The organism is Campylobacter sp. JMF_06 NA1 (genome assembly GCF_027737785.1).
Lineage (GTDB): Bacteria > Campylobacterota > Campylobacteria > Campylobacterales > Campylobacteraceae > Campylobacter_B.
Genome location: NZ_JAOVUA010000001.1, coordinates 394,610 through 421,260, shown reverse-complemented (window position 1 = coordinate 421,260; position 26,651 = coordinate 394,610). Strand labels below are relative to the sequence as shown.

The window sequence follows — 26,651 nt, the reverse complement described above, 5'->3', positions numbered from 1 at the left end:
CTTAATTTATTTTTAAATTTAACCCAACTTCTCTTTAATCAAATCAAAAATTTTATCCACGCTAACGCTTTGTTTTTCTAGGTTTTTGCGCTCGATAAACTCTACTTCGCCGTTAGCCAAGCCTTTGCCGACTAGCAGGGCGTATGGAAAGCCCATAAGCTCGTAATCGTTCATTTTAACGCCAAATCGCTCATTTCTATCATCAAGCAAGGCGTTAATGCCTAAATTTCGGCATTTCTCGTAAAGTTCGGTCGCGAAATTGACGATATTTTCATCTTTTGCATTTGAAATGATGATTTCTAGCGCAAAAGGCGATAGCTCTTTGCTCCACACGCAACCCTTCTCATCGTGGCTAGACTCGACTGCGACTGCGACTAGACGGCTCACGCCGATACCATAGCAACCCATGAAAAATGGCTGTGTTTTGCCGTTTTCGTCTAAAAATTTCGCCCCCATAGGGTCTGAATATCTCTGTCCTAGCTGGAAAATGTGTCCTACTTCAATGCCCTTTGTGACGCGCAGTTCGCCACCACAGCACGGGCATTTATCCCCGGCTTTGACCTCGGTTAAGTCTTTGAAGCGAGTTTTGTTAAAATTCGTAACCGCGCAACCGATTAAATGGTAGTTTTCTTCGTTTGCCCCAGCTATCATTTCGCGCTCATTTTCAAGCTCGGCGTCTATGTAAAAATCAATATCCCTTGGCAGTCCAAATGGCCCACAAAACCCTGGCACAAGCCCGGCTTCGCGCACTTCGCTCTCATCTGCGTCGATTAGTTCTAGCGCGCCACAAGCGTTTTGCGCCTTTGTCTCTTGCAAATCATCGTCGCCTCGCACGAAGAAAACCACGATTTTTGCGCTATCTTCGTAGATTGCCTTTTTCATTACAGCTTTGATTGTAAAAAATTTATCCACTTTGAAAAATTCAGCCACGCTCTCGATTGTTTTAGTCCCTGGCGTGTGAAATTTCATCATACCCTCGGTTTCTGGCGCTTCGCAAGGGGCTGTGCGTTTGGCGCGGTGTGCTGCTTCGATATTAGCAGCATAAGAGCAGTTAGCGCAGACCAAAATATCGTCCTCGCCGTTATCTGCTAGCACCATAAATTCCTTGCTTCCGCTTCCGCCGATTGCGCCACTATCGGCTTCTACGGCACGGAAATTTAGTCCAAGACGGGTGAAAATTTTGGTGTAAGTTTGCTCCATGAGATCAAATTCGCGCTTCAAATCAGCCTCGTTTGCGTGGAAGCTATATCCGTCTTTCATCGTAAATTCTCTACCGCGCAAAAGTCCAAAGCGAGGTCTAGCTTCATCTCTAAATTTGGTGTTTATTTGGTAGATATGAAGCGGGAGTTGCTTGTAGCTGGTGATTTTGTTCGCCACCATTAGCACGGCACTTTCTTCGTTTGTCGGGCTTAGGACAAAGTCATTTTCTTTGCGGTCTTTTAGGCGCAAAAGCTCTTTGCCGTATTTGTTATACCTGCCACTTGCTTTCCACGCATCAGCTGGTGTAACCACGCTAAATGCGACTTCTTGTGCGCCTGCGTTATTCATCTCTTCGCGCACGATTTGCGTGATTTTGTTTAAAACCATTTTTCCTAACGGCATGAAATTATAAAGTCCGCTGCCTAGCTGCTCGATAAATCCTGCTCTAAGCAAGAATATATGGCTTGGCAAAATGGCGTCTTTTGGTGCTTCTTTAAATGTCGGTGCAAAAAGTTTGCTAAATTTCATTTTTATTCTCCATTGTTTTGCTATTTTCGTAGTCTAAAAATTTTTCGTAATTTTCTTTAAGGGCGAAAATTTCATTTAACGAATTTGTCGCGAAATCAATCTCGTCCTTGCTCTTTAAATTTTTCAAATTTGTCGTTGGTGTGTGCAAAAATGATTTGAAAACTTGGTGAATTAGCTTTCTGGCCTCTTCTTTGTCGCTGTTTTTTAAATAGCCCTTTTTGATAGCTTTTTCTAGCTCGATTTCGGCTATATCCCTGGCTTTGGCGCGTAGGGCCTTGATGAGTGGGGTGGCTGCTTTGGCGTTTTGGCTATCGAAAAACTCGCTGGTTTGCGCCCCGATGATTGCATAGGCGTTGTGAGCTTGCTCCTCGCGCAAAATTAGGTTGTTTTTGACGATTTCTTCCAAATCATCGACGCTATATACGACGATATCCTCGCTTTGGCTTAGCTCTATGTCGCGCGGGACGGCGATATCGAAAAAGTAGCGTTTGAAATTTTTAGCTTCAATGATTTCATCGGTAATTATAGGCGTAGCGGAGCTTGTCGCGCTGAAAAATAGTCTATTGATATTGACATATTTTTTTAGGTTTTCAAGGCTATCGAATTTCACGCCTTCCCCTAGGCTTTTGGCTAAATTTTCGGCGTTTTTTAAATTTCGGTTTAAAATTGTAATCTTCGCGCCACTTGCGAGCAGGTGTTTGCACGCTAGTTCGCTCATTTCGCCAGCCCCGCACACTATGGCTTCCTCGCCTTGAAGCGAGCCTAATTTTTCCTTTGCCATGGATACTGCCACGCTTGAAACAGATACTGGGTTTTTGGAAATTTCGGTTTTTGTGCGCACGCTAGCGGCGCATTTTAGCGAAGCGTCGATTGCACTTTTGATATCCTCGCCTGTGTTGTTGTTTTCAAGCGCAAATTTATACGCATCTTTTAGCTGGCCAACGATTTGCGTTTCGCCGACAACTAGGCTATCGAGCGAGCTTGCGACCGAAAAAAGATGATGAATCGCGCCATCGTCATCGTATAAATCAGCCCTGGTTTCTAGCTCGTCTAGCCCCACGCCACTGACGCGAGATAGCGCAAGTAGGGTAAATTTCGACGCAGCCTCATAATCGCTTACACTAGCGAAAATTTCCACGCGGTTACAGGTATTTAGCACCATGCACTCTTTGATACTCGCGTTCGAGCACAAAAGTCGTAAAATTTCTTTTTTTCGCACATCGTTTGTGAAAGATAGCTTTTCACGCACTGTAATGTCTGTGTTTTTGTGAGTAAAACTCACACTCATATAAGCCATTAAAACTCCCTATTTATCATATTTTCAGCGATTTGTATAAGCTTTTCGTTTTTGAAATCTTTTATCGCTTCTATTGCGCTAGTGCCCAAAAATTTCGCTTCATTTATGCAACGATCTATTATTTTATGCTCGCTAAATTTTGCCCTAAGCCACGAAATTTCGTCCTCGTTTAGCTCTTTTTTGAAAAGCGATTTTAGTCTTTCTTTATCATTTTCGTTCAAATTCTCGTATAGATAAATATACGCTAGCGTAGTTTTTCCCTCTTTGAAATCCCCTAAATTCGGCTTTCCTAACACTTCGCTTGATTGCGTGATATCCAAAATATCGTCGATTATTTGAAAGGCAAGGCCTAAATTTTTGCCATATTCGCCAAATTTTTCTACCTCCGAGCCCTCGCCAAATTTCAAATACGCCGCACTTCTTGCCACTTCCTCGATGAAAACGGCGGTTTTGTAATAAATCATTTGGGTGTATTTTTGGGCGTCAGAGTTGAAATTTTGCGACATTTTTACATCCATCATTTCGCCGATTGCGAGTTTGGTGACAGCCGAGCTTAGCGAAGTAGCGATGAAAGCGGGAAATTTGCAAAGCTCGCTGTAAGCTTTGGAGTAGAGTATGTCGCCAAGCATAACGGCGTTTTTAGAGCCCTGGGTTGCGTTGATTGAGGGCTTGCCGCGGCGCATTACGCTTTCGTCGATGACATCATCATGCAGCAGGCTAGCAGCCTGAATAAGCTCGGTAATAGCGCATAGTCTTAGGCTCTCTTCGCTCTCTCCGGCGATATTTAAAAGCAGTTTTGAGCGCAGTTTTTTGCCTGAACTAAGAGTCAAAAACATTTCGCTAGCCACGCTGTATCCGCAACTAGCGATGAAATTTTGCATAATTTGATCGATTTTGTCCATTATTTCTTTCTTTTTTGATAAAAAATTTAGCGATTATAGCAAAATTAAATTTAATCCAAGCTAGAATTTATCGATAATCTCCCACGCTTGCTCTGGCGTTTTTGCGTTTTTTACGCCCGCACTGAACTCGCCCATGCCCCAGCTTACTTGCAGATACTGGATATTTGCCCTTTTGGCGGCGAATTCGTCCTTTTTGCTATCGCCTAAAAAAATAGCTTTTTTAAATTTGCTATTTTTCAAAACTTCTAAAATCATAGCGGGATCTGGTTTGTGCGGTATGTGCTCGCTCTCGCCCACGATAAAGTCAAAAAACTCGCTTAGCCCTGTAAATTCGGCTATGCTAGCAAGGCTAGCTTGTGGGGCATTCGAGGCTAGGGCGACGAAAAAGCCAGCATTTTTGCATTTTTTTAGCAAATCCAAAATTCCAGGATAGGGCAGGGCGAATTTGCGGTAATTCCCCATATACACAGCCATAAATTCAGCCCCTAGCTCCGCGCTCACGCTCGCCCTGCCATACAGCGCGATAAAGGGGTTTTGCGCGGGATCGTTTATCACGCTCATTATGTAATCATGCTCCAAAGGTGCGAGGTCAAGGCGGTTTCTAGTGAAATTTATACTCTCGCAAATGGCCTTTTTGCTATCAAGTAGCGTGCCGTCCATATCAAAGATTATCGTTTTCATGCGCCTCGCCTTGCAAAAATTTTCTAATATCGCTCTCCCATTTTGGCGCGGCGGTAACAGCACTTTCGGTGTAGCATTTATCGAAAAATTTATCAATTCGCGAGGCGTCAAGGTTGTTTAAAACGCTGATTTTAAAATATCTTGTATAGCCTGCTACATCGAGCACTTCCCCGCTCGTGCCGATACAGACGAACATTTCGCACTCTTGCAGTGCCTCGTATAAATCGGCGTAGTGCGGGGCTTGCTCGCCAAACATAACGATATTGTGGCGCATTTTAGGGCTTTTACATTTTTCGCAAATTTGCCCTGCAATTGGCGCGTAGCCGATATTTTGGACATGTCCGCACGCCTCACAGCGAATTTCTGGCAAAAATCCGTGCAAATGAATTACACCCTCGCACCCAGCGCGTTCTAGCAAATCATCGACATTTTGGGTTTGCACGACGATTTTTTCTCCAAATTCTTTTTTTAATTTTGCGATTGTGTAATGGGCTAAATTTGGCTCGCAACCCGCTAATTGCGCCCTGCGCTCATCGTAAAATTTAAGCACCTTCGCTCTATCTTTTAAAAACCCAGGCACCGAGCAAACCTCTGCCACGCTGTATTGCTCCCAAAGTCCGCCACTCTCCCTAAATGTGCGAAGCCCGCTAGCTGCACTCAGTCCAGCCCCGCTTAAAATCAATACTTTTTTCATTTTTTTTCCTTAATACTCATCGCTAAATTTGCCCTTGTGCTTCTCTTTTTTGTAAGTTTTTGAATTTTTGAGTTTTTCTAGCAAATTTGCCTCTTTTATCAACTCGTCTTTGCTCTTGTGCGCTAGGACCGATTTGACGAAGTTTTCGAGCGATTTCGTGTAGGGCTGGTCTAAATAAACAGCTTCTACTTTTTTTAAAACTTCGTAGTTTTTTATCACGCGAATTTTAAATAAATTCTCGTCAAAATCATCTCGTTTTAAAATCGAAATTGCCGATTTTGCGAAGCGCTCTAAGGCGCGGATGTATTTGATACGATCGCTTTTTTCATTTATTTGGCTCAAATTTAATCCTTTTAAATTCAAAAGTGCGATTATACCAAATTTAGCTTTATTTTTTATTTTACATATTTTTCCTATATATTATTAAAACTATATTTTTTTCAAAACACTTTAAATAGGGAATTTATAAAATATATTTTCTCTATTGACTTGTTTGTAAATAAGTGTTATAATCTCTTTAAAATTTAAGGAGGAGAGATGGCAGAATTTAACTTCGAAACACTAGCAACTCACGCAGGATACAGCTCGAAAGAGGGCTGTGGTGCAATGGCTGTGCCGATTTATCTAACCACGGCGTTTGACTTTGGCACGAGCGAGGAGGCGGCAGCTAGATTTGCATTGCAAAGCCTTGGCCCCATTTATACGCGTTTAAATAACCCAACGGTCGATATTTTCGAGGCGCGCATTGCAGCCCTTGAAGGTGGCGTGGCGGCGATTGGCACAGCTAGCGGTCAAGCCGCTTCGTTTTATGCGGTCGCAAATGTCGCAAGTGCGGGCGATAATATCATCATGGCGCAAAAAGTCTATGGCGGAACTTCGAATTTAATGCTTCATACGCTTAAAAAATTTGGCATTGAGACGCGTATGTTCGACGCAGACAGCGCGGACGATTTAGAAAGCTTGATTGATGAGAAAACAAAGGCGATTTTCTTCGAAACGCTTTCAAATCCGCAAGTGGCAATCCCAAATTTTTATAAAATCATCGAAATCGCCGATAAATACGGCATTATCAGCATTGTGGATAACACAGTCGCCACGCCAGTGCTGTTTAATCCTATCAAAAAAGGCGCCGATATCGTCGTGCATAGCGCGAGCAAGTATATCAGCGGTCAAGGGCTAACAATCGCAGGCGCTGTCGTAAGCGGGGCTAGCACAAACAAAAAAATCGTAGGAAATCCAAGATATGCTGATTTCAACGAGCCAAACGAGAGCTATCATGGGCTAGTTTATACAAATTTGGTAGAAAATTTCGACATTTTCACGCTTCGAATTCGCCTTGGCTTGCTTCGCGATATCGGTGCGACGATGAGCCCATTTAGCGCGTGGCAGTTGATTCAGGGGCTTGAAACCCTAAGCGTGAGGGTCAAAGAACACTCTCGCAAAACGCAAAAAATCGCTGAATTTTTAGAATCTCACCCAGCGATAAAAAGCGTAAATTACCCAGGACTAAAAAGCTCGCCACTAAATAAATTTGTGAGCGAAAATTTCACTGAGGGGCTATGTAGCGGGCTTTTGTGTTTTGATGCTGGAAGCAGAAAGGTAGCTGATGATATCATGCGAGAAGTGAAAATTTTCGCCGTTGTCGTAAATATCGGCGATAGCAAATCCGTCATCACTCACCCAGCTAGCTCAACTCACTCGCAATCAAGCGACGAGGAATTGCTTAGTGCGGGCATTACTCCGGGGCTAATTAGGCTTAGCGTGGGGCTAGAAGACACTGACGATTTGATTGGTGATCTTAAAAACGCAATTGAAAAAGCAACGAAATAAGGGGAATATATGGCACTTTTATCTACAAAAGGCGTGTATGGCTTAATGGCGATTTTAGAAATCGCCAAAGCTAGCGAAATTTCGCCGATTAGCATTAGCGAAATTTCAGATAGAATTTTGGTTTCAAAAAACTATTTGGAGCAGATTTTAAACGGCCTTAGAGGCGGTGGATTGATCGAGAGTATAAAGGGCAAAAACGGCGGATATTATCTCTCGCGCGATATCGAGGATATCACATTTGCCGATGTTTTCAAGGCTATGGAAAAGGACTTTAAACTTACAAATTTGAAGCTATTAAACCCAAATTTAGAGTTTTTTTTCAAAGAGTATGATGAAAAACTGCTAGAAATTTTCAACAAATCAATTAGCAAATTTGAAGAATACAAGGAAGAAAGCACTAAATTTTTGGATTTTAGTATTTGATTTGAGGCTGTGCGCAGTTTCACAACGATAAAAAAAAGGAAAAAAATGAAAATAGCAAATGATGTAACAGATCTAATCGGCAATACTCCGTTAGTTAGGATTAATACCTTTTCAAAAAACGCGACAATACTTGCAAAAGCTGAGTTTCTAAACCCAAGTCACTCGGTCAAAGATCGTATCGCGTGGAATATCATCAAGGTCGCCTTCGTGCAAAATCTCATCAACAAAGACACAATCCTAATCGAGCCAACTAGCGGAAATACGGGCGTAGGACTAGCCATGGTAGCTGCGAAAATGGGGCTAAAACTAATCCTAACAATGCCAAGTTCGATGAGTATCGAAAGACAAAAGCTAATCGCGGCTTTTGGCGCGAAAATCGTGCTTACAGATCCGCAATTTGGCATGAAGGGTGCCGTGGATAAGGCAAACGAACTAGCCGAGGAAAACCCAAATTCCTTTATCCCAAGCCAGTTTGACAATCCAGCCAACCCACAAGCCCACTACGAGAGCACTGGCCCTGAGATTTGGCGCGATACAGACGGCAAAGTCGATATCCTAGTCGCTGGATTTGGCACGGGAGGCACGCTAAGCGGGACAGCGAAATATCTCAAAGAGCAAAACCCTGATTTAAAGGTAATCGCGGTCGAGCCTGATTCGTCGCCACTAGCTAGTAGAGGGTGCGCTGGAAGCCACAAAATACAAGGAATCGGCGCAAATTTCATACCGAAAAACCTAAATTTAGACATAATCGATGAGTATATCGCGGTCGCAAATGGCGCAGCTTTCGAGACTGCAAAGACTTTGGCGCAAAAAGAGGGCTTGCTAGTGGGCATTTCAAGTGGCGCAAATGTCTATGCGGCAAACATCGTTGCCAATCGCTTCGAAAATCGTGGCAAAATCATCGTAACCACGCTAAACGACACCGGCGAGAGATACCTTTCTACCGATTTATTCAAATAAAATTTAATCTCAAATTTGCGAATTTTGTAATTCGCAAATTTGCTTTTTACTACGAAAATTCCAAACGCTAAATTTGTTGTCATTGCGAGGAGCGAAGCGACGAAGCAATCTACGAGTTTAAAATTCCAAACGCTAAATTTGCAAAATTCATAAAATTTTAATAAATTCCGCCAAAATACTGCGCCGAAATTTTAAATTCGTAGATTGCTTCGAATTTGCCATGCAAATTCTCGCAATGACACTAGCGAGCAAATTTGTTTAATTTGTCATTGCGAGCGAGTGTAACGAGCGTGGCAATCTACGAATTAAAAATTCCAAACGCTAAATTTGCGAAATTGAAATTCCATAAATTTACACATTATTATCAAAATTTGCGCTAGAATTTGGCTAAATTTCATAAAAAAGGAAAGTTATGAAAAAGTTTTTTGTTTTTTTATTTTTGTGTGCTTCTTTGTGGGGCAAAATCAACATAAACGACGCGACTAGATACGAGCTAATGACCATTGGCGGGCTTGATGCGGGCAGGGCGGACATGCTCATAAATTACCGCAAATCGCGCGAAATCACAGATGAAAATCAGCTAAAAAACATAACCGGTTTTGGCGGTTATGATACGACTAGGCTCGCGCAAAATTTTGATTTGCAAGCCCTGCCAAAGCCAGAGCCTGTCCCAGAACCTAAAAAAGAGAGTGAACAAAACATAATCATAATCCAACCAGAAAAAAAGGTCTATGTAAATCACCCGCCAAGATACCGCTACGAACAGAATTTCGGCAATGGAATTACAATTGTGGAAGAGGGCAATATTTATCGCCCAAGACCACTGCCGCCACGCTACGAGGAGCACCGCAGGCGCCACTTTGGCGCGCATGAGCAAAACAGAGTCGCCAAACCTGCGCCTGTGCCACAGCACCTCACCACACAAAGAGCTAAGAGCTCCCAAAATAACTGCGTCATGCGAAATGGAATTTGCATAAGTGGCGAAGTGCGCGCCAGAGGCGTTTGGAGATAGGCTATCTGGCTTAAATTTTAAAATCATCGGAATTAAAAAGAGTTTGAATTTCTTTTTTTAATTCTAGGTCGCCAAAGTTTTCTTTTACCACTTCGCTTAAATTTGGCGTGTTTTTGCCTAAATTTGCTTTTATGGTTTTGTCGTTTCGCTCGATTTTCGCCATAGTGTCGCGCTGTAATTTTTCTCTCGTGCTAGAAAATGCGTAAGGCTTGCCACTATGCTTGCAAAAGCCAGGCTCCGCGACATTTAAAAGCCGTTTGGTGGTGGGTTTAAAGCCATAGGCGTCTAGCTCGCTATTTGAAAGTTATTTTATGGATTTCAAGTCATTTAAATTTTAATTTTTTAGATTGCAATAAATTTGCAAAACACAAATTTCCGGGGCAGTGTTTGCAAAAATAAAGGCGAAATTTAGCTATTTTCTCGCCATGAAAACAGCGAAATTTGCCCATTTAAAGATAATTTCCACGCTGGTAAATCCGGCATTAAGCGCGAGCGTTTTGTTCTCGCTCTCGGTGTATGGGATTAGCACATTTTCGAGCGCTTTGCGCTTTTGGGCGATTTCGAACTTCGAATAGCCTTGATTTTCTTTGTAATTTTCGTAAATTTCAATCATATTTTTACTAAGCGTTTTATCCTCATAAACGAGCTTTTCAGCGAAAATCAAAACCCCGTTTTTGCCCAAATTTTCATAAATTTTGCGCATAAATTCCGCCCGTTTTATCGGGCGAATAAACTGCAAAGTGTAGTTTAAAATCACGGCGTCAAAGCCCTTAAAATCGCACTCTAAGATATCTTCGCACGAAAATTTTATCTGCGCGCCAAAAGCAGCGGTTTTTGCCGCGGCGATTTCTAGCATTGCTTCGGAGTTATCCACGCCAAAAAGCGCCAAATCAGGGCGCATTTGATACAAGCTAAGCAAAATCCCAGCCGTCGAGCAGCCAAGGTCTATGGCTTTGGCACCATGAGCCAAAATCCGTGCCAAAAGCTCGCAAATAAGCTCGGAGCTTTGCTTATAAAACGGCACCGAGCGCGCGATCATATCGTCAAAGACGCTAGCGACGCTTTTGTCGAACTCAAACTGCTTTTTTATCGGCGTTTTGAAAATTTCATCTTTCATATTTGTTTCCTAAAATATCCCTAGCAAGGGTGATGTCGCTTGAAATTTGCGCTTTTAATTCGCCCAAATTTGCAAATTTTTTGTTTTCGCGGATAAATTTGATAAATTTCACGCTCGCACGCTTTGGCGTGAAATTTGCGCCAAACTCCCCTAAAATATGCGTTTCTATGGCGAAATTGCTATCCGTGCTGACCCTGTGCCCTATAAAAGATACGCTTTTGTAAATTTTGTTTTTTACCCTGCACAGCGTGGCATAAACGCCAAATTTTGGCATATAAAACTCGCTAGCATCTAGATTTAGCGTCGCAAACAGCTCCTTTGCGCCAAGCCCTTGACCGCTGATGACTTTGCCAGAGATTTCATACTCCCTCCCCAAAAACTTCGCCGCCTTCTCGCACTCACCAGCGTTTAAAAACTCCTTTATCAGCCTCGTATGCACGCCCACGCCGTCGATTTTATACTCGTCGATTATGAGCGTTTCACCGGCGAAATTCGCGCGCAAAAATTCTGCGTCGCTGGCTCTATTTTTGCCAAATTTAAAATCATTTCCGACTACGATTTTTTCTAAATTTGGAAAATTTGCGTTTAAAAGTGCGATAAATTCGGCTCCGCTTAAATTTTTCACCTTAGCTAAATCGCAGTAAAAAATCTCTTTTTCGCAAATTTGGCTAATTAGGCTAGGTGGCGTGAGTTTGGGCGCAGTATCGGCGATGACTATGATTATGCCACCATGCTCGCCAAGAGCGTCAAATAGCTTTTGATGAGCCCTGTGAAATCCGTCGAAATTGCCGATAGCAAGGGCTTTAATCTCGCTTTTTTTCGCTCCATTTAAATTTAGAAATTTCTCGTTTTCGCCAAATTTGGCTAGGATTGAAATTTCGCTAGGCTCACTCATTTTTGCTTCGTCCATACGATTTTTTGGGTGTCATAGCCACTTTCTTTGGCTTTGTTTAGGTAGATATTTTTGATGAGTTCGGGCATGGTTTTGGTGCGCGAAAGCATATAAAGCTCGCCTGTGTTTTCGCCAAAAACGAGCGCGTAGCTGTAATCCACATCGGTTTGAGCGACGCTAAATTTGGCATTTTTTATCATACCTTTGCGAACTAAATTTCCCTCGGATTTTTTGCCTACAAAGGCTAGTTCTTCGCTAGATAATTTGATTTTTCCGCTTTGGCTTTGGGCTGATTTTAGCATATTTATCGAGCCGTTTTTATCGACAAAAATCTCATAAGCTGTGTTTTCTAACTCGCCTGTAAAGCCCTTGATATGGGCTATCTCATACCAGCCGCCGCAAAATTTAGCTATGTCAAAATCCCGCGTGATAGGCGCGTTTGGCGAAATGCTTTTGGCACACGCCCCTAGGAAAAATATAGTTAAAGTTAAAATTAAAATTTGCTTAAATTTCATCTATTCTCCTTTTTTATAATGATAGAAAAACTCCTGATTTCCTTCTTTGCCTTTGATTTGACAAGGGAGTTTTTGTATCATTATAAGCCCCATTTTAGCGCAGTTTAACTCAAATTTCGCCATTGCTTGTTCGACTAGCTTTTCATTTTTTATGACACCTTTTTTATCTCGTTTTGCACCCACGCCGACCTCGAATTGCGGTTTGAAAAGCAAGATTATATCGCGCGAAGCAAGGCACAAAATGCTAGGCAAAATTTTCTCAATCCCGATAAAGCTCACATCGCAGGTGATTAGCTCAAAACTCGTTTGACTCTCAAACTCCCTGATATCGGTGTTTTCGCGCACGATTACACGCGGATCGTGGCGCAAGCTATCATCTAGCTGTGCGCTTCCCACATCGAGGGCTACGACCTCGCTTGCGCCGTATTTTAGCAAAATTTGCACAAATCCGCCCGTCGATGAGCCGATATCTAGGGCGCGCACGCCAGTGATATCAAGCGCGCACTCATCTAAAAATCCCTTTAATTTCAGCGCGCCACGGCTTACGAAAATCTCGTCTGTCGCGCTAATCTCGCCACTTTCTATTTCGGCTGATACCTTGCCTAAAATTTCGCCATTTAGCAAAATTTTGCCCTCTTTAATGAGATTTTGGGCTTTGTTTCGACTGATTTTTAGAGCCTGGGCCACGAAACTATCAAATCTCACGCGCCATTTCCTCAAACTCATCTTCGCTTAGCGTGCGCACGCCAAGGGCATTTGCCTTATCTAGCTTGCTTCCAGCCTCGCTTCCATAAATCACAAAATCGGTTTTGGCTGATACTGAGCCAGAAACCTTTGCGCCCATTTGCAAAAGGCGGTTTTTGATCTCGTCTCTGGGACGCGACATGGTGCCAGTAAGCACGATAGTCTTGCCTGTAAAGGCGGTTTGCGTGGTTTTGCTCTTAGAAATTTGTGGATTTATGATTGTGATTAAATTACGAATTTTTTCTCTGTTTTCGGCGCAAAATTCGCAAAAACTCTTCGCCATAGCCTCTCCAAAATTTTCTAAATTTAGCACCTCTTCATAGCTAGCGTCTAGCCATTTCTCGCCAAAACTCTCGGCGATTTTGCGCGCTGCGACCTCGCCTATATGCTCGATACCAAGCCCGCTGATGAAGCGATAAAGCTGTGCGCCCTTGCTCGAATTTATAGCGTTTAAGAGATTTGAAATTTTTTTATCTTTAAAGCCTTCAAGCCCCGCAAAATCAGCTTCGCTAAGCGCGTAAATATCGGCGATTTCGTTAATTTTGCCAAGGCTATGAAGCAAGCTAATCGTAGCCTCGCTTAGCCCTTCGATATTCATACATTTTTTCGAGCAAAAATAGATCAAAGCCCCTACAATCCGTGCTTTGCAACTCAAATTTTGACATTTTATCAAAGCACCCTCATCTAGCAGGCCACCGCCACATACAGGACATGCACTAGGGCGAGTTATGGGCGTTTGCGAGCCGTCTCTGCGCCCAGCAAAGACGCTTGTGATTTTTGGGATTACATCGCCGCTTCGTATAATTCCCACAAAATCGTTTTTCATCAGCCCCAAGCGCTCGATTTCATCGAAATTATGAAGCGTAGCGTTGCTGACATTTGCCCCGTCGATATTGACGCTTTCGACCACCGCCACAGGGGTGATTGCGCCCGTTCTGCCTACTTGCAAAACAATGTCTTTTAGCCTTGTAACCTTTTCGATAGCTGGGAATTTATACGCTACCATGAAACGCGGAAATTTCACGGTGTATCCCAGCAAATCGCACTTTGCGACATCATTTATGCGAAGCACCATGCCATCAAGCATCAAATCTTTTTTCTCGCGCAGGGCGTGCAAATCCTCGTAAGCCTTGCGGATTTCATTTGCACTCGCGCAAATTCGCCTAAAATCGTCCCTCTTAAAGCCAAGACTTCGCACGAACTCCATAATCTCGCTATGTCGCGTGAAATTTAATTTATTTTCGCCCACGCCCCAAGGTATGAATTGAAGTTTTCGCCTTGCTACGACCGCGCTATCTAGCTGGCGAAGGCTTCCAGCTGCGGCGTTGCGCGGGTTTGAAAACAGCGCTTCGCCATTTTGCGCGCGTTCGTCGTTTAGAGCGTCAAAATCGCTTTTAGCAATCAAAACTTCGCCACGAATTTCGATTTTTTCGTTATATGGGATTTGAAGTGGGATAGATTTTATCGCTCTTGCATTGGCGGTTACATTTTCGCCGATTTTGCCGTCCCCGCGCGTGGCAGCCGAGATTAAAATGCCGTCTTCGTATGTGAGATTTAGGCTTGCTCCGTCAAATTTCGGCTCGACATAAAATTCTAAATTTGCCTTTTCTCCACGCCCAAGCCACGCCAAAAGCTCGCCGTCGTTAAAAATATCCTCCATAGACCACATTTGCGCGCCGTGAGAAAGCTTTTCGAAGCCCTCGCTAAGCTCGCCACCGATACGCAAAGTAGGGGAATATGGCAAAATTTGCTCTGGGTGGGCGCGCTCGAAGATTTCGACCTTGCTATATAGCGCGTCGTATTCTTCGTCGCTAGCGATTGGATTATCCTGCGTGTAATACGCTCTCGCCCATAAATTCAGGGTTTGGACAGCATTTTTGTATTCGTTAAAATCCATTTTATTTCCCAAAAATTTTCAGCGCTTTTTCATAATCTTCTTGCGTGTCGATTCCGACGCTGTTTGTAGCAATTTGCAACATTGCGATTTTTTTGCCAGCACTTAGGGCGCGAAGTTGCTCTAATTTCTCGGTATTTTCTAGCACGCTAGGCGGTAGGGCGCAAAACTCGCGCAGGGTTTTTGCGCTATACGCATAAATGCCAATATGCCCCAAATAGTCCTTAAATTCGGCTCTTGGATAAGGTATTGGCGCGCGTGAAAAATAAATCGCAAAGCCGTGGTTGTCCAAAATCACCTTGACTAAATTTGGATCTTGCGCGCTTTTTTCGTCGATTTTTTTGTAGCAACTAGCCATAAATGCGCCGTTTTTTATCGCGCTAGTGGCAAATTCTTTAAATTTAATTAAATTTTGTGTCTCAAAAAACGGCTCGTCGGCTTGAACATTGATTAAAATTTCATCGTCGCTTAAATTTGCGTTTTTCACAGCTTCGTTTATTCTATCTGTGCCACTTTGGTGGTTTTCATCTGTCATAACGGCGCAAAATCCGTAATCCTTAGCGATTTGCAGGATTTGCTCATCATCTACCGCGATTAGCACGCTATCTACTTTGGCGGCGTTTTGCGCTGTTTTGATAAACATCGGCACACCGGCAAATTCGCATAAAATTTTGTTTTTAAACCTAGTTGAGGCTAGGCGGGCAGGTATTATAATCATAGTTTTATCCAATCAATAATCGTGTTTTTAATCTCGTTTTGCTCGATTATGCTCGTGTGAATTTCAGGGCTGGCAAAAAGGCGTGAAATTTGCGCTGGAATATCGCTTTGAAACTCTTTCGAAAGCGCGATCATATCGGCCTTTTCATCTTCGCACGGGCGAGATTTTATCGCTTTTATCATTGACGGGGTAAATTTTATCCATTTCGCCGTAGAAACGATGAGAGTTGGCGTATCGCCACCTAAAAGCTTGAAGCAATTTGCAGTGTGTGGGTCGATTAAAACTCCATTTTGACTAACATCTTTGATATATTTTGCACACTCGCTATCGTCTGAGAAATCCGCTTGGAAGATATTTTGCAAAGCTTCCAACTCATCTTTATTTAGCTTGTAAAATTTTTGTTTATCAAGATTTTGCATAAGCTCTTTTGTGCGTTTATCGCCGAATAAATCAGCCAGCACACGCTCGACATTTGAACTAATCAAAATGTCCATTGCAGGGCTAATCGTGCTAATTAGCTTTCTACCACGCAAATCGTAAATTCCAGTTTTGATTAGATCAGTTAGGATATTGTTTGCGTTGGAGGCGATTTTGATTTTGCCGATATTTGCCCCCATTTTTTTGGCGAAATACGCACCAAGAGCGTTGCCGAAATTTCCGCTTGGCACGATTACATCAAATTTATCGTGCGCGCTAAATTTTGGATTTTTGCTAAATTGCACGCTAGCGTAAATGTAGTAGATGATTTGAAACAAAATTCTGCCGAAATTTACAGAATTTGCCGCACTTAGGCAAAGATTATTAGCCCTTAGTTCGTTTTTAAAATCATCATCGCTAAGTAGCGATTTTAACGCTCTTTGCGCGTCGTCAAAATTCCCTTTAATGCCTAGAATTTTTAAATTTTTGGCTGATTGTTTTACCATTTGTTGGCGCTGAATTTCACTCGTTCCACCAGCTGGATAGAGGCAGACAACCTTGATATTTGGGTCGTTTGCAAATGTTTCAAGCGTGGCTGGGCCAGTATCGCCACTAGTAGCGCAGATTATGAGGTATTTTTCGCCTCTTTGCGCCGCTAACTCGCCAAGAAGCGCGCCAAAAGGTTGAAGCGCCATATCCTTAAACGCAAGTGTCGGGCCGTGATAAAGCTCCAAAATATAGGTGTTATCGTTAAATTTAGAAATTTCAAGTGGCAGGGCAGGGTTTTCGAAACTATCATATCTAGCAAGAGCGGTTTTGAAAACCTCTGGCGAAATGTCGAAATCTAGGGCTTTTATAAGCTTTAAAGCGATTTGTTTGTAGCTAAGCTCTTTGCACTCGCTCCAAAATTCAGGCGTAAGTTTTGGCAACTCGCGCGGTGTATAAAGTCCGCCAAATGCAGCACTTGGGCTTAGTAGTGCGTCGCTAAGTGTGGCGCTGGCGCTAAAATCTCGTGTGGAAACTAATTTCATAAATTCTCCTTATCTAATCAAACTTCCGATACCAGTATCAGTGAAAAGCTCTAATAAAAGTGAGTGTGGGATTTTGCCATTTATTATGTGAGCGGCCTTGGTGCCTGTGTTTATGCACTCCAAACAAGCATCGATTTTAGGTATCATACCGCCACTAATCGTGCCGTCTTTTTTCAAAGCCCAGATCGAATTTTCATCGAGTTTGCTAATGAGTTTGCCCTCTTTATCTAGCACGCCGTCGATGTCGCTTAGAAAAATCACTTTGTCGGCTTTTAGGTAGCTAGCGATTTTGCTAGCGCAAAGATCTGCGTTTATGTTAAAGCTGATATTTTCGTCATTTTCGCCCCCGGCAAGTGGCGCGATGACTGGCAGATAATCGCGATCTAGCAAATCATAAATGACTTTTGTATTTACATCTGTGATTTCGCCTACGAAGCCGTATTTTTCGCGGTCTAAAAATTTCGCCCTCAAAAGTCCGCCGTCCTTGCCACTAATGCCTATGGCAGGGGCTCCGTTTTGGTTAAGAAGCGCGGTGATTTCTTTATTTACAAGTCCGCTTAGCACCATTTCGGTTACTTCGATAGCCTCTTTGCTTGTTACGCGCAAACCATCGCAAAATTCGCTTTTGATATCCAGTAAATCGAGGGTTTGGTTGATTTTTTTGCCACCGCCATGCACGACGATGACCTTGATACCAACCATGTGCAAAAGCGTGATATCACGAGCGAAATTTAGCTTTAAAACCTCGTCGGTTTGGGCTGCGCCGCCGTATTTGATGACGAAAATTTTATCGCGAAATTTGCGGATATAAGGTAGGGCTGAGATGATAATTTCTGCGATTTGACTTGATTTTATCATTGTTTTCTCCAAATTTAGTGGTTTAGTTTGCTAGTAATGTAGGCTTTGATTTGGTTTTTGAAATTTTCGCTAAGCGTGGTTTTAAGCTCGATTACGCTGATATTTAGCCCGAAATTTTCGAGCTTGACGAAATCTTTGGCGGTGCAAATGATATGCGTGGCGCTAGATTTATTAAGTAAATTTTGAATTTCATCTTTTGTAAAATCATAGTGATCTGGGAAATAAAAACTAGCTTTGGCGTGTTTTTCAAACTCTTTTAGGCGCCATGGCTTGGCGATTGCGCTGATTAAAATCGTATTTTCCTTGTCGGTGTGTGGATTTGGGAAATTTGAAATTTCACTCGTGGATTTTATATCATCTATGCTAGGGATAAAATCTGCGAATTTGTAGAAATTTGGCGGATAGCGATAGCCTGCGACTGGTAGTGGCAAGGGCAAAAGTGGCGAATCGCTAGGGCGCAAAACAATCTCAAATTTTTCTATATGAAATTTAGAAAATCCATCGTCTAAAATCGCAAGAGCAAAGCCATCTTTTTTGGCCTGCATTATGGCATTTTCGCGGTTTTCGCTCACAAGAACGCTTGCGTTTTTTAGGGTTTTGGCATAGAGCATGGCTTCGTCGCCACTGGTTTTTATGTCGCATAAAATTTCGCCATTTTTCGCCACATATTGTAGTCCGTGGCTTTTGCGGCCGTATCCGCGCAGTATTATGCAGGTAGGAATCTCGGGGCTAAATTCTGTAAAAATCGCCCCCACAAGCGGAGTTTTACCGCTTCCGCCAAGGGTTAAATTTCCCACGCTTACTACTGCTATGCCATAATCTTTGGGCTTAATTAGGGCGCGCCTAATCATCTGAATAAAGCCAAAAATGATTGAGAGTGGAAGCAAAAAAAATGAAATTATAAGCCAAATAACGCCCGGATCGTATAAATTTTTTTCGAGCCAAATTTTAAACACGGCTTCTCGCAATTTCTATAATTTTTTCGCAGATATAGGCCACATCGTCATCGCTAAGCGAGGCATAAATCGGCAAAGATAAAATTTGCTGATAATTTTTTAGCGCATTTGGGAAATCATTGACTTTGTAATTATACTTGGATTTGTAGTAGCTCAGCAGGTGCAGTGGCACATAGTGAAGCCCCACATCAATGCCCCTAGAAATCATTTCGCGCGCGAAATCATCGCGGTTTTTGTCGATTTTGATGATAAATTGTGTGTAAATATGCTCCGCGCTATCGGTAGGAAGCTCGATATGAGGGCAATCTTCCAAAGATTTCCTAAACATTTTTGCGATATTTTGGCGACGCTTGATAAAGCTATCTGTTTTTTCTAGTTGAGATAGTGCAAATGCCGCATTTATCGAGTTTAAATCGTATTTTTGACCGATACGATCTACATTATAAGTAAAGCCTAAATTTCCGTCTTTATAAAATGCTTCGCCCACGATTCCGTTATTGCGTAAAATTTTGGCAGAATTTGCCAAACCTTCGTTGTTTGTGACGAAAAATCCAGCCGTAGAGATTGCGTCTTGGGCTTGTGGATTTATCTGAAAGCACGAAAACAGCGAGTTTTCAAACGAGCCGATTTTTTTGCCCTTATATGTAGCGCCTGTGGCCCTAGAAGCGTCATCTATGATAGTGATATTTTCTTTTTTGGCGATTTCGTAAATCTCGTCCATATCTGTTACGAGCCCAGCTGTATGCGAGATAAAGGCGCATTTTAGCTTTTTATGTCTGTTTAGCTCGATAGCTTTTGAAAAGCTTTCAGGGGTGATATTAAAGGTGTTTGTATCGATATCTACAAATATCGGCTCGGCATCAAAATGCCTAATAACCGCCGCTACATGCGGAAATGAATTGACCGAGCATAAAATTCTATCTCCGCGCTTGACGCCAAGTGTGCAAAGCGCAAGATGAAGCGCAGTAGTGCCACTAGTAGTGGAGATCGCGTAATTCACGCCAAAATACTCACAAATTTTGTTTTCAAAAATTTCTGAGTATTTTATTTGTGGATTGTGAAGGGCATTTAGTATAAGCGATTCTTCTTTATCATCAACCTGCGCTTTAAAAAAGGGTATTTGCCTCATGTGAAATCCTAAGCATTAGGATCTACTTGTGCTACATTTGGCATGCGTAATTTAAAGCTATTTTTTATCATTCTATTTGTGATAAATTTGCATAAATCAGCGTTGTGATTCGAATCAAGCAAGTATGCTAAATCATCTTTTGTAATCTCTTTGCCACCTCTAATTTTTTCGCGAAGTTCAGGGCGAGAGAAGATGTCTCTAAGCACGCTATCAAGGATATCATAGCTATATCCAAGCTCTCTTTCGTCGCTTTGATTTTCCCATAAATCTGCGCTTGGAGTTTTTGCGATTATATTTTCATTGATAGTAAGCGCTTCGGCAAGTTTGCTTACTTTTGTCTTTAAAATTTCGCCGATTGGGTTAAAGGCACACGCCAAATCACCATAAATCGTGCTGTATCCTAGCATTCTTTCGCTCAAATTTGTTGTTCCGACTACGACTGCGCGGTGTTTCGCGCTGTAATCGTATAATAATCCCATGCGAACTCTTGTCGCAAAATTTCCAATTCTTAGCTTATCTGCGCCAGTATCAAGCGAAGCGAAAGCCTCCATAAATGGGGCGATTTCTTGGATTTCGTAGTCTATACCAAACATATCGCAATGCTCAATCGCATCGCCTAAATTTGCTAAATTTGAGCTAGGCATAGGCATGATTAGGGCGCGAGTTGGGATCTCTGTTAGGGCGCACAATGCCGATACTACGGCACTATCAAGTCCTCCGCTGACTCCGACTACGAAAGCGTCTGCTCCTGTTTTTTCAAGTTCTGTGGCCAAAAAATCGGTCAAATATGGAATTAAATTTTGAGCGTTCATAGAAAACCTTTGTAAATTATAAACTAAACTTTTAATTCTACCAATATTAAACTAAAATTAAACTTTAAAAAAGAGAGAAAAATTTGATTAAAATTTATGATTTATTTGCAAATTTTGCCAAATTTGACAAAATACGCAAAATTATTTGTAAAATTTTGCGTATTTACAGGCTGATTTTGACATAGACTCGTTTCGGGGCAGGGTAACCCTCGATAGTGAGATTTGGGTTTTTTGGATCTAGGAAATTTTCCAAGCTCTGGCCGTCAATCCAATCGGTTTTTCGCTGTTCGTTAAAATCAGTTTGTTTGGTTTCTAAAATTTCAAAATTCTTAAATTTCGCCCTTTCGCACCAGTTGCTAAGTGCGCCGATAGTGGGCACGAAGTAGATATTTGAGATCTTAGAATACCCGCCCTTTGGCGTAAGCGCGAAATCCCCGTCCATATCTATATACATCGTATCCAAAATCACCTCGCCACCGCTATTTAGCGCAGATTTGAGCTGTTTTAGCATAGATACTGGGTCGCTTCTGTGATAAATCACGCCAAGGCAGAAAATCGTGTCAAATTTCGCCCCATAAAACGGCAAATGCTCCACGCCAAGCGGCTCGAAAATCGCCTGCGCTCGCATAAAATGCTGTAAAAACAAAAATTGCAGATAAAATAGCGCGCTAGGATCAAAGCCTGTAACGCTATGCGCGCCAAGGCCTAGCATACGATACATATAGTATCCATTATTACAGCCCACATCTGCGACATTTTTGCCCGCCAAATCAATATGCCCCCTTAAAAGGTTAAATTTGATGAAGCTTTGCCACTCGCTGTCGATAAAAAGCTCATTTAGCGCGAAAGGCCCCTTGCGCCAAGGTTTTAGCGATAGTGCGATTTGCTTGATTTGCTCCATTTGCTCTTCGTTTGCGTCAAATTTCGCACTTATAGCATCGCCAAAACTCACCTTGCAATCAAATTTTGGCAGTGCCTTAATCGCACCTAAAATTTCGGCGTTTTGAGCGTTTTCTAGTTTTTTTAACATTTCGTTTTTTATGGTAGTTAAATCCATTTTTTACCCTAAATTTCATAAATTTTGCGCCATTTTATCAAAGCAAATTTAAAAAAGCAATTTTAAAGCGTTAAAAAGATAAAATCTCTGTCTTTTAGAGCCAAGTTTTGGTTAGATTATTCAGGAATTTTTTCAAATGAAAAGACGAGATTTTTTCAAATTTAGTAGTATTTTAGGTGTCGCTAGCTTCGCTCCTAGCGTAGTTTTGGCTGATGTGAGCGCCAAAGAAGCCGAGCAAAAAACGCGCAAATTTAGCGTTAGTTTAAAACACGCTATCAAAGAGGTCGGCAAAGAGAGCAGGGTGTGGGTCCCGCTCGTGCTTCCTAGCGATTTTCAGCAGGTCATTTCGCACTATAAGGTCGGCTCAAATGCAGTGGAAAAATTTATCACTGAGGGCGAAATTCCGACATATTATGCGAAATTTAGCGGAAGCGATACTCCGATACTTGATATCAGTTTCGATGTGCAAACCACAGAGCGAAATACCGATTTTTCGAAGGTAAATTTCAACGAAAACGAAAAACTAGCCCCCGAAATCGCTAAATTTTTGCAGCCAACTACGCAAATTCAAATCGACGGCGTGGTTAAACAAAAATCAGATGAAATCATAGGAAATATCAAAGGCGATTTAGAAAAGGCTAGGGCGATTTACACCTGGGTGGCAAACACCATGGAGCGCGATAATAGCGTGCTTGGGTGTGGGTTAGGCGATGTCAAACAAATCCTAACTAGCGGTAAATTAAGTGGCAAATGCACCGACATAAACTCGGTTTTTGTGGCTTTGGCGAGGGCTGCTGGGATACCTGCGCGCGAAATGTTTGGTATCCGCGTGGGCGCGTCGCGTTTCTCATCTCAAATGGGCGCAGCACCCAAAGATGACGGATTTAGCCATATTTCAGGCGGACAACACTGTCGCGCTGAGTTTTATCTCAAAGGATATGGCTGGATTCCAGTAGATCCTGCCGATGTCACCAAAGTCCGACTTGGCGAAAAACTCACAAACGACGACCAAAAAATCGCGCAAATCCGCGAATATCTCTTTGGCAACTGGGAGATGTGCTGGATAGGGTTTAATTACGGCAGAGATTTCACGCTAAGTCCGCGCCCAGCGCAATTTCCGATAAACAATTTCGGCTATGTTTATGGCGAAACGGACGGACAAACGCTAAATTATTACGACCCGAAAGAATTTAGCTACGATTACAAAAGTCACGAAATTTGAGTAAGCTAAAATTTATCGTTCTAGCGATTGTAAGCGCATTTATGGCGACTTTGTGCTGTTTGCCAGCGCTTTTGTTTTTGCTTTTTGGGGTGAGTTTTTCGGCACTTTCCTTTGCGGACGAGTTGGCGAGATTTCGCCCCATTTTTACGGCGATTTCCATTGTTTTTTACATTGCGAGTCTGTATTTTGTGCTATTTCGTAAAAACTCATGCGTTATCGGCGCAGGTCGCAAAAAATGGTATTTTATTTACATTTTAAGCGGAATTTTGATATTTTTACTTCTATTTTATCCTGAAATTTTAGGGAGATTTTATGCGTAAAATTTTACTTTTATCACTCGTTTGTGGCGCGCTTTTTGCACAGCGCGAAATCGAAATCCAAGTCGGAAAAATCCATTGCAACCTATGCGCAGCTTCGATTAAATTTGCCTTGCAAAAATGCGAGGGGGTAATTAGCGTCGAGGCCAAAGAGGGCGAGAAAAAAGCGGTCGTCATCGCCGAGGATAGCGCCGATACGAACGCTATGATCGAGGCTTTGAAAAACGCAAAATACGAAAAAGCCAAAATTCTAAGCGATAAACAAAAATAAAGGCAGATTATGCGTAAAATTTTACTATTATTTGCCCTTGTTAGCGCGGTTTTCGCCGATAGAGAGATTGAAATTTATGTAGAGAAAATACACTGCCCGCTCTGCACGCAAATGGTGCGAAAGGCCCTAAGCGAGTGCGAGGGCGTAATCAGCGCGCGCGTGGAGTTATCAAGTAAAACAGCCAGCGTGCTAGCGCGCGATGATGCCGATACAAAGGCAATGCTAGAAGCGATCGCAAAGACCACTTACGAGGGCAAAATCGTAAGTGATAAACGAAAATAAGGCGAAAAAATGAAAAAAGTTATGAATTATTTTCGCCAAATTTGCGAAATTCCGCACCTTAGCTATGAAACGGAAAAATTGCGAGATTTTTTAGTGGAATTTGCAAAAAAGCACGAATTTAGCGTGGAAGTTGATAGTGCAGGAAATATTTATGTCTGCAAAGGTGAGCCAAAAATTTGCCTGCAAGCGCATTATGATATGGTTGGCGTAGGACTTGCGCCGCAAATCGAGCTAGTGGAGCAAGATGGCTTTTTAAGCGCGAAAAACTCATCACTTGGGGCTGATAACGGAATTGGCGTAGCCATAATCATGGCGATGATGAGCGAATTTAGCGATTTTGAGGCAGTTTTCACAAACAACGAAGAAGTGGGGCTCTGGGGCGTTAGAGAATTTAACGCAGAGATAAAAAGCAAAAAAATGCTAAATTTAGACAGCGAAGATGAAAACGAAGTCATAATCGGGTGCGCAGGAAGTGCCGAAATTCGCGCTCTTTGCGACAGCGCGCGCGAGAAAAAAAATGGCTTTTGCTATGAGATTTTTATAGATGATTTTCCGGGCGGTCATAGTGGAATCGAAATTCATAAAAACCTGCCTAATGCGATTAAATTTTTAGCCGAATTTATCGCTAAAAACGGCGCTAAAATCGCCAAATTTAGCGGTGGCGAAAGGGCAAATTCGATCCCTGCAAAAGCTAGTGCAACGGCAATTTTTAAAAATGAAATTTCAAATTTTCCAAATTTTATTAAACATAAATTTTTAGGGTTTAAAGAGTGCGAAATTTATGAAAATTCGGACAATATTTTAAATCTCATTTGCGAATTTAAGCAAGGCGTTATGGATTTTAACGATGATTTAGGATTACCACAAACTAGCATAAATTTATCTCTGGCTAACGAAAAAAACGGCAAATTTGAACTTTTGTTTTACGCTAGATCAATGAGCGAAAAGGGCTTAAAAGGGGTGAAATATCAAACCAAAATGTCGGCTGAGAATTTTGGCTTGGAGTGCGTTTTTGGCGAAACTAGCGAGCCTTGGCAACCACAAATTAGCGAATTTAGCGAATTTATCTTAAAAAATTTGCAAAAATTTGTGCCAACTGCTAGGCTGGGAGCCGTTCATGCCGGGTTAGAGTGTGGCGTTTTTATCACAAAAGATAGCGCTATACAGGCAGCTTCGATTGGTCCAAATATCACTTCGCCACACAGCACGCATGAAAAAGTCGAACTAAAATCGGTAGAAAAAATTCTTAGTGCCGTGCGAGAAATAATGACAAACACGCAAAATTTATAAAATTTTATCCTTACTTTTGCAAAGGTGCGATAAAAAGCACTCTTTGCAATTTGGTTTTACGGCTTTGCAAGTGTATCGCCCAAATAATACCAAAGCTTGGTGCAGGTAGTTTAGCTCGCTTACAAATGCCTTTGTAAGGTCGTTTTCGGTTAGTTCTGGCGTTTTTGCGCTACTTAGCCCAAGCCTGTGCGAAACGCGAAAAACATGGGTATCCACGGCGATAAAATTCGCTCCACAATGCTCGATTAGCACGACATGAGCTGTCTTTTGCCCGACCCCTGCAAGGCTTTTTAAATCCTTTTCATTTAGCGGGATTTCGCCGCCGAAATTTTCCACCACAGACTTTGCCATTTTGATTAAATTTTGCGCTTTATTATTAAAAAAACTGCACGAATTTATCAGCATTTTAACTGCGCCCAAATTTGCATTTGAGAGCGAGTGTATGTCAGGAAACTCCCTAAATAGTGCAGGTGTGATTAAATTTACCCGTTTATCAGTGCATTGTGCGCTAAGCATGACGCAGACGATTAGTTCGTATAAATTCCTAAATTTAAGCTCAGTTGTCGGCTCACCAAAATGCGACAATAATAAATTTTTGATTTCTAAAATATCTTTTTTTGTTCTCATGCCCTTATTTTACACTAAAATTTTGATTATTAACAGCTTTTTGGCTATAATCTTGCATTTTTTTACAAGGAATTTTAATGAAAAAATTACTATTTTCAGCCCTAAGTTTAGCAGCGGCAGCTAGCCTAAATGCGACAGTTTTCGCCACAGTAAATGGCGCGCCAATCACAGAAGCCGAGGTCGCCCCGCACATAGCAGCGCTTGGCAAAGATCCAGCCGCACTTAGCAATCAAGAAAAACAAATGGTGCTAGCAAGAGCGATTGATATCGAAATTTTAGCCGCTGAGGCTAAAAAAAGTGGCGTTACAAATCTGCAAGAATACAAAGACGCCCTAAAAGCAGCACAAGATAGAATCGCAATCGAAATGTATCAACACCAACTATCGAAGCAAATCAAAGTAAGCGACGCTGATATCGCTAAATTTTACAACGAAAACAAATCTGCTTTCGTCGAACCAGCCGCTTTGTTGCTATCTAATATCACAGTGGAGAAAAAGGCCGAAGCTGACGCGATTATCAAAGAGTTAAAAAACACAAAAGCCGACGCTTTGGTGAGCAAATTCGAAGAGCTTGCAGTAGCTAAATCAATCGTGCCTGAGGCCAAACAAACCAAAGGTCATCTTGCATGGGTTACCCAAGAAATGATGCCAAAAGCGTTTTGGGACGCTTCAAGCAAGCTTAAAAGAGGCGCTATCACGCAAACCCCTATCAAAACTGATTTAGGCTATCATATCGTGCTCAAAGAAGACGCCAAACTTCAAAAACAGCTTAGCCAAGACGAAGCTAAGCCTTTCATCGAAAATTTAATCAAAGGCCAACAAGCAGGCGCTGCATTAGAGCAAAAACTACAAGAACTTCGCAAAAGCGCGAAGGTAGAAGTAAAATAAATTTCACTTCAATTACACTGACCCGCTCATAGATACGCGAAAATGCGTATCCTAAGGCGGGCAAAATTTTAATCATTAACCAGCTTTG

At 42.1% G+C, this 26,651-nt stretch carries 30 protein-coding genes; 10 read left to right on the top strand and 20 right to left on the bottom strand.

The features are described 5' to 3' along the window. Positions 1-18: 18 nt before the first annotated feature. From OFO07_RS02200 to OFO07_RS02175, 6 genes are read right to left on the bottom strand one after another with little or no spacing between them, the layout of a single operon-like run. Positions 19-1,728, bottom strand: coding sequence for a proline--tRNA ligase (locus OFO07_RS02200; RefSeq protein WP_270870784.1), 1,710 nt, complete (start codon positions 1,726-1,728; stop codon positions 19-21). After that, complete coding sequence (hemA, locus tag OFO07_RS02195) at positions 1,718-3,025, bottom strand: glutamyl-tRNA reductase (RefSeq protein WP_270858945.1); 1,308 nt, start codon at positions 3,023-3,025, stop codon at positions 1,718-1,720. The genes OFO07_RS02200 and hemA overlap by 11 nt, the downstream gene beginning before the upstream one ends. Further along, on the bottom strand, positions 3,025-3,927 hold the full coding sequence (locus OFO07_RS02190; RefSeq protein ID WP_270870783.1) for a polyprenyl synthetase family protein: 903 nt from the start codon (positions 3,925-3,927) through the stop codon (positions 3,025-3,027). The genes hemA and OFO07_RS02190 overlap by 1 nt, the downstream gene beginning before the upstream one ends. A 60-nt stretch (positions 3,928-3,987) precedes the next feature. Beyond that, a complete protein-coding gene (locus OFO07_RS02185; protein WP_270870782.1) occupies positions 3,988-4,608 on the bottom strand; it encodes an HAD family hydrolase in 621 nt (206 codons plus the stop codon). Then, the gene (locus tag OFO07_RS02180) at positions 4,589-5,302 is read right to left on the bottom strand and encodes an SIR2 family NAD-dependent protein deacylase (protein WP_270870781.1); all 714 of its coding nucleotides are present in this window, start codon (positions 5,300-5,302) and stop codon (positions 4,589-4,591) included. Before OFO07_RS02180 ends, OFO07_RS02185 begins: the two co-directional genes overlap by 20 nt. Before the next feature lie 9 nt (positions 5,303-5,311). After that, complete coding sequence (locus OFO07_RS02175) at positions 5,312-5,644, bottom strand: hypothetical protein (RefSeq protein WP_270864412.1); 333 nt, start codon at positions 5,642-5,644, stop codon at positions 5,312-5,314. A 195-nt stretch (positions 5,645-5,839) separates the two neighbouring features. On the opposite strand from OFO07_RS02175, the gene OFO07_RS02170 reads away from it, so the two are divergent. The 4 genes from OFO07_RS02170 to OFO07_RS02155 all read left to right on the top strand — a co-directional run bounded on the left by OFO07_RS02170 (position 5,840) and on the right by OFO07_RS02155 (position 9,527). After that, positions 5,840-7,132 carry an O-acetylhomoserine aminocarboxypropyltransferase/cysteine synthase family protein gene (locus OFO07_RS02170; RefSeq protein WP_270870780.1) on the top strand — a complete coding sequence of 431 codons (1,293 nt, stop codon included), beginning with the start codon at positions 5,840-5,842 and terminating at the stop codon, positions 7,130-7,132. 9 nt (positions 7,133-7,141) lie between these two features. Beyond that, entirely contained in the window at positions 7,142-7,555 is a 414-nt protein-coding gene (locus OFO07_RS02165) for an RrF2 family transcriptional regulator (protein WP_270858939.1), read from the top strand. 45 nt (positions 7,556-7,600) lie between these two features. Beyond that, positions 7,601-8,515, top strand: coding sequence for a cysteine synthase A (gene cysK, locus OFO07_RS02160; protein ID WP_270861765.1), 915 nt, complete (start codon positions 7,601-7,603; stop codon positions 8,513-8,515). A gap of 412 nt (positions 8,516-8,927) precedes the next feature. Further along, positions 8,928-9,527: a hypothetical protein gene (locus OFO07_RS02155; protein ID WP_270870779.1), complete on the top strand. Its 600-nt coding sequence runs from the start codon at positions 8,928-8,930 to the stop codon at positions 9,525-9,527. A gap of 10 nt (positions 9,528-9,537) precedes the next feature. Here the strand turns inward: OFO07_RS02155 and OFO07_RS02150 are convergent, their stop codons facing one another. The 13 genes from OFO07_RS02150 to cmoB form a co-directional block, all read right to left on the bottom strand. Next, positions 9,538-9,690, bottom strand: coding sequence for a hypothetical protein (locus OFO07_RS02150; protein ID WP_270870778.1), 153 nt, complete (start codon positions 9,688-9,690; stop codon positions 9,538-9,540). A 249-nt stretch (positions 9,691-9,939) separates the two neighbouring features. Beyond that, positions 9,940-10,644 carry a carboxy-S-adenosyl-L-methionine synthase CmoA gene (cmoA, locus tag OFO07_RS02145; RefSeq protein ID WP_270870777.1) on the bottom strand — a complete coding sequence of 235 codons (705 nt, stop codon included), beginning with the start codon at positions 10,642-10,644 and terminating at the stop codon, positions 9,940-9,942. Continuing rightward, positions 10,634-11,554 carry a bifunctional riboflavin kinase/FAD synthetase gene (locus tag OFO07_RS02140; protein WP_270870776.1) on the bottom strand — a complete coding sequence of 307 codons (921 nt, stop codon included), beginning with the start codon at positions 11,552-11,554 and terminating at the stop codon, positions 10,634-10,636. The genes cmoA and OFO07_RS02140 overlap by 11 nt, the downstream gene beginning before the upstream one ends. Further along, positions 11,536-12,051 (bottom strand): lipocalin family protein, encoded by a 516-nt coding sequence (locus OFO07_RS02135; RefSeq protein ID WP_270858934.1) that lies wholly within the window; start codon positions 12,049-12,051, stop codon positions 11,536-11,538. Before OFO07_RS02135 ends, OFO07_RS02140 begins: the two co-directional genes overlap by 19 nt. After that, positions 12,052-12,756: a 23S rRNA (cytidine-2'-O)-methyltransferase TlyA gene (tlyA, locus tag OFO07_RS02130; protein ID WP_270870775.1), complete on the bottom strand. Its 705-nt coding sequence runs from the start codon at positions 12,754-12,756 to the stop codon at positions 12,052-12,054. Beyond that, entirely contained in the window at positions 12,746-14,692 is a 1,947-nt protein-coding gene (gene ligA, locus OFO07_RS02125) for an NAD-dependent DNA ligase LigA (RefSeq protein ID WP_270870774.1), read from the bottom strand. The genes tlyA and ligA overlap by 11 nt, the downstream gene beginning before the upstream one ends. Position 14,693: 1 nt before the next feature. Further along, complete coding sequence (gene kdsB, locus OFO07_RS02120) at positions 14,694-15,407, bottom strand: 3-deoxy-manno-octulosonate cytidylyltransferase (RefSeq protein WP_270870773.1); 714 nt, start codon at positions 15,405-15,407, stop codon at positions 14,694-14,696. Further along, positions 15,404-16,855, bottom strand: a complete 1,452-nt coding sequence (gene thrC / locus OFO07_RS02115) for a threonine synthase (protein ID WP_270870772.1) — start codon at positions 16,853-16,855, stop codon at positions 15,404-15,406. The genes kdsB and thrC overlap by 4 nt, the downstream gene beginning before the upstream one ends. Positions 16,856-16,864: 9 nt before the next feature. Next, complete coding sequence (gene argB / locus OFO07_RS02110; protein WP_270869539.1) at positions 16,865-17,713, bottom strand: acetylglutamate kinase; 849 nt, start codon at positions 17,711-17,713, stop codon at positions 16,865-16,867. Positions 17,714-17,727: 14 nt separating this feature from the next. Continuing rightward, on the bottom strand, positions 17,728-18,669 hold the full coding sequence (locus tag OFO07_RS02105) for a tetraacyldisaccharide 4'-kinase (protein WP_270870771.1): 942 nt from the start codon (positions 18,667-18,669) through the stop codon (positions 17,728-17,730). Beyond that, a complete protein-coding gene (locus tag OFO07_RS02100) occupies positions 18,662-19,798 on the bottom strand; it encodes a DegT/DnrJ/EryC1/StrS family aminotransferase (RefSeq protein ID WP_270864399.1) in 1,137 nt (378 codons plus the stop codon). The genes OFO07_RS02105 and OFO07_RS02100 overlap by 8 nt, the downstream gene beginning before the upstream one ends. Positions 19,799-19,806: 8 nt before the next feature. Then, a complete protein-coding gene (gene nadE / locus OFO07_RS02095; RefSeq protein ID WP_270870770.1) occupies positions 19,807-20,610 on the bottom strand; it encodes an NAD(+) synthase in 804 nt (267 codons plus the stop codon). Positions 20,611-20,773: 163 nt separating this feature from the next. Further along, positions 20,774-21,667 (bottom strand): tRNA 5-methoxyuridine(34)/uridine 5-oxyacetic acid(34) synthase CmoB, encoded by an 894-nt coding sequence (gene cmoB / locus OFO07_RS02090; protein ID WP_270870769.1) that lies wholly within the window; start codon positions 21,665-21,667, stop codon positions 20,774-20,776. A 136-nt stretch (positions 21,668-21,803) separates the two neighbouring features. Here cmoB and OFO07_RS02085 point away from each other — a divergent pair, with 136 nt between their 5' ends. From OFO07_RS02085 to OFO07_RS02065, 5 genes are read left to right on the top strand one after another with little or no spacing between them, the layout of a single operon-like run. Then, entirely contained in the window at positions 21,804-22,889 is a 1,086-nt protein-coding gene (locus OFO07_RS02085) for a transglutaminase-like domain-containing protein (protein WP_270870768.1), read from the top strand. Next, positions 22,886-23,209, top strand: a complete 324-nt coding sequence (locus OFO07_RS02080; protein ID WP_270870767.1) for an aryl sulfotransferase — start codon at positions 22,886-22,888, stop codon at positions 23,207-23,209. Before OFO07_RS02085 ends, OFO07_RS02080 begins: the two co-directional genes overlap by 4 nt. Beyond that, positions 23,202-23,477, top strand: coding sequence for a heavy-metal-associated domain-containing protein (locus OFO07_RS02075; RefSeq protein WP_270870766.1), 276 nt, complete (start codon positions 23,202-23,204; stop codon positions 23,475-23,477). Before OFO07_RS02080 ends, OFO07_RS02075 begins: the two co-directional genes overlap by 8 nt. Positions 23,478-23,486: 9 nt before the next feature. Continuing rightward, the gene (locus OFO07_RS02070; RefSeq protein WP_270864394.1) at positions 23,487-23,759 is read left to right on the top strand and encodes a cation transporter; all 273 of its coding nucleotides are present in this window, start codon (positions 23,487-23,489) and stop codon (positions 23,757-23,759) included. 9 nt (positions 23,760-23,768) lie between these two features. Next, complete coding sequence (locus OFO07_RS02065) at positions 23,769-25,049, top strand: M28 family peptidase (protein ID WP_270870765.1); 1,281 nt, start codon at positions 23,769-23,771, stop codon at positions 25,047-25,049. Here the strand turns inward: OFO07_RS02065 and OFO07_RS02060 are convergent. Then, a complete protein-coding gene (locus tag OFO07_RS02060) occupies positions 25,044-25,676 on the bottom strand; it encodes an endonuclease III domain-containing protein (RefSeq protein WP_270870764.1) in 633 nt (210 codons plus the stop codon). The two genes, OFO07_RS02065 and OFO07_RS02060, sit on opposite strands and share 6 nt — an antisense overlap. A 77-nt stretch (positions 25,677-25,753) precedes the next feature. Here OFO07_RS02060 and OFO07_RS02055 point away from each other — a divergent pair, with 77 nt between their 5' ends. Beyond that, positions 25,754-26,563 (top strand): peptidylprolyl isomerase, encoded by an 810-nt coding sequence (locus OFO07_RS02055; RefSeq protein ID WP_270870763.1) that lies wholly within the window; start codon positions 25,754-25,756, stop codon positions 26,561-26,563. The last annotated feature ends 88 nt before the right edge of the window (positions 26,564-26,651 follow it).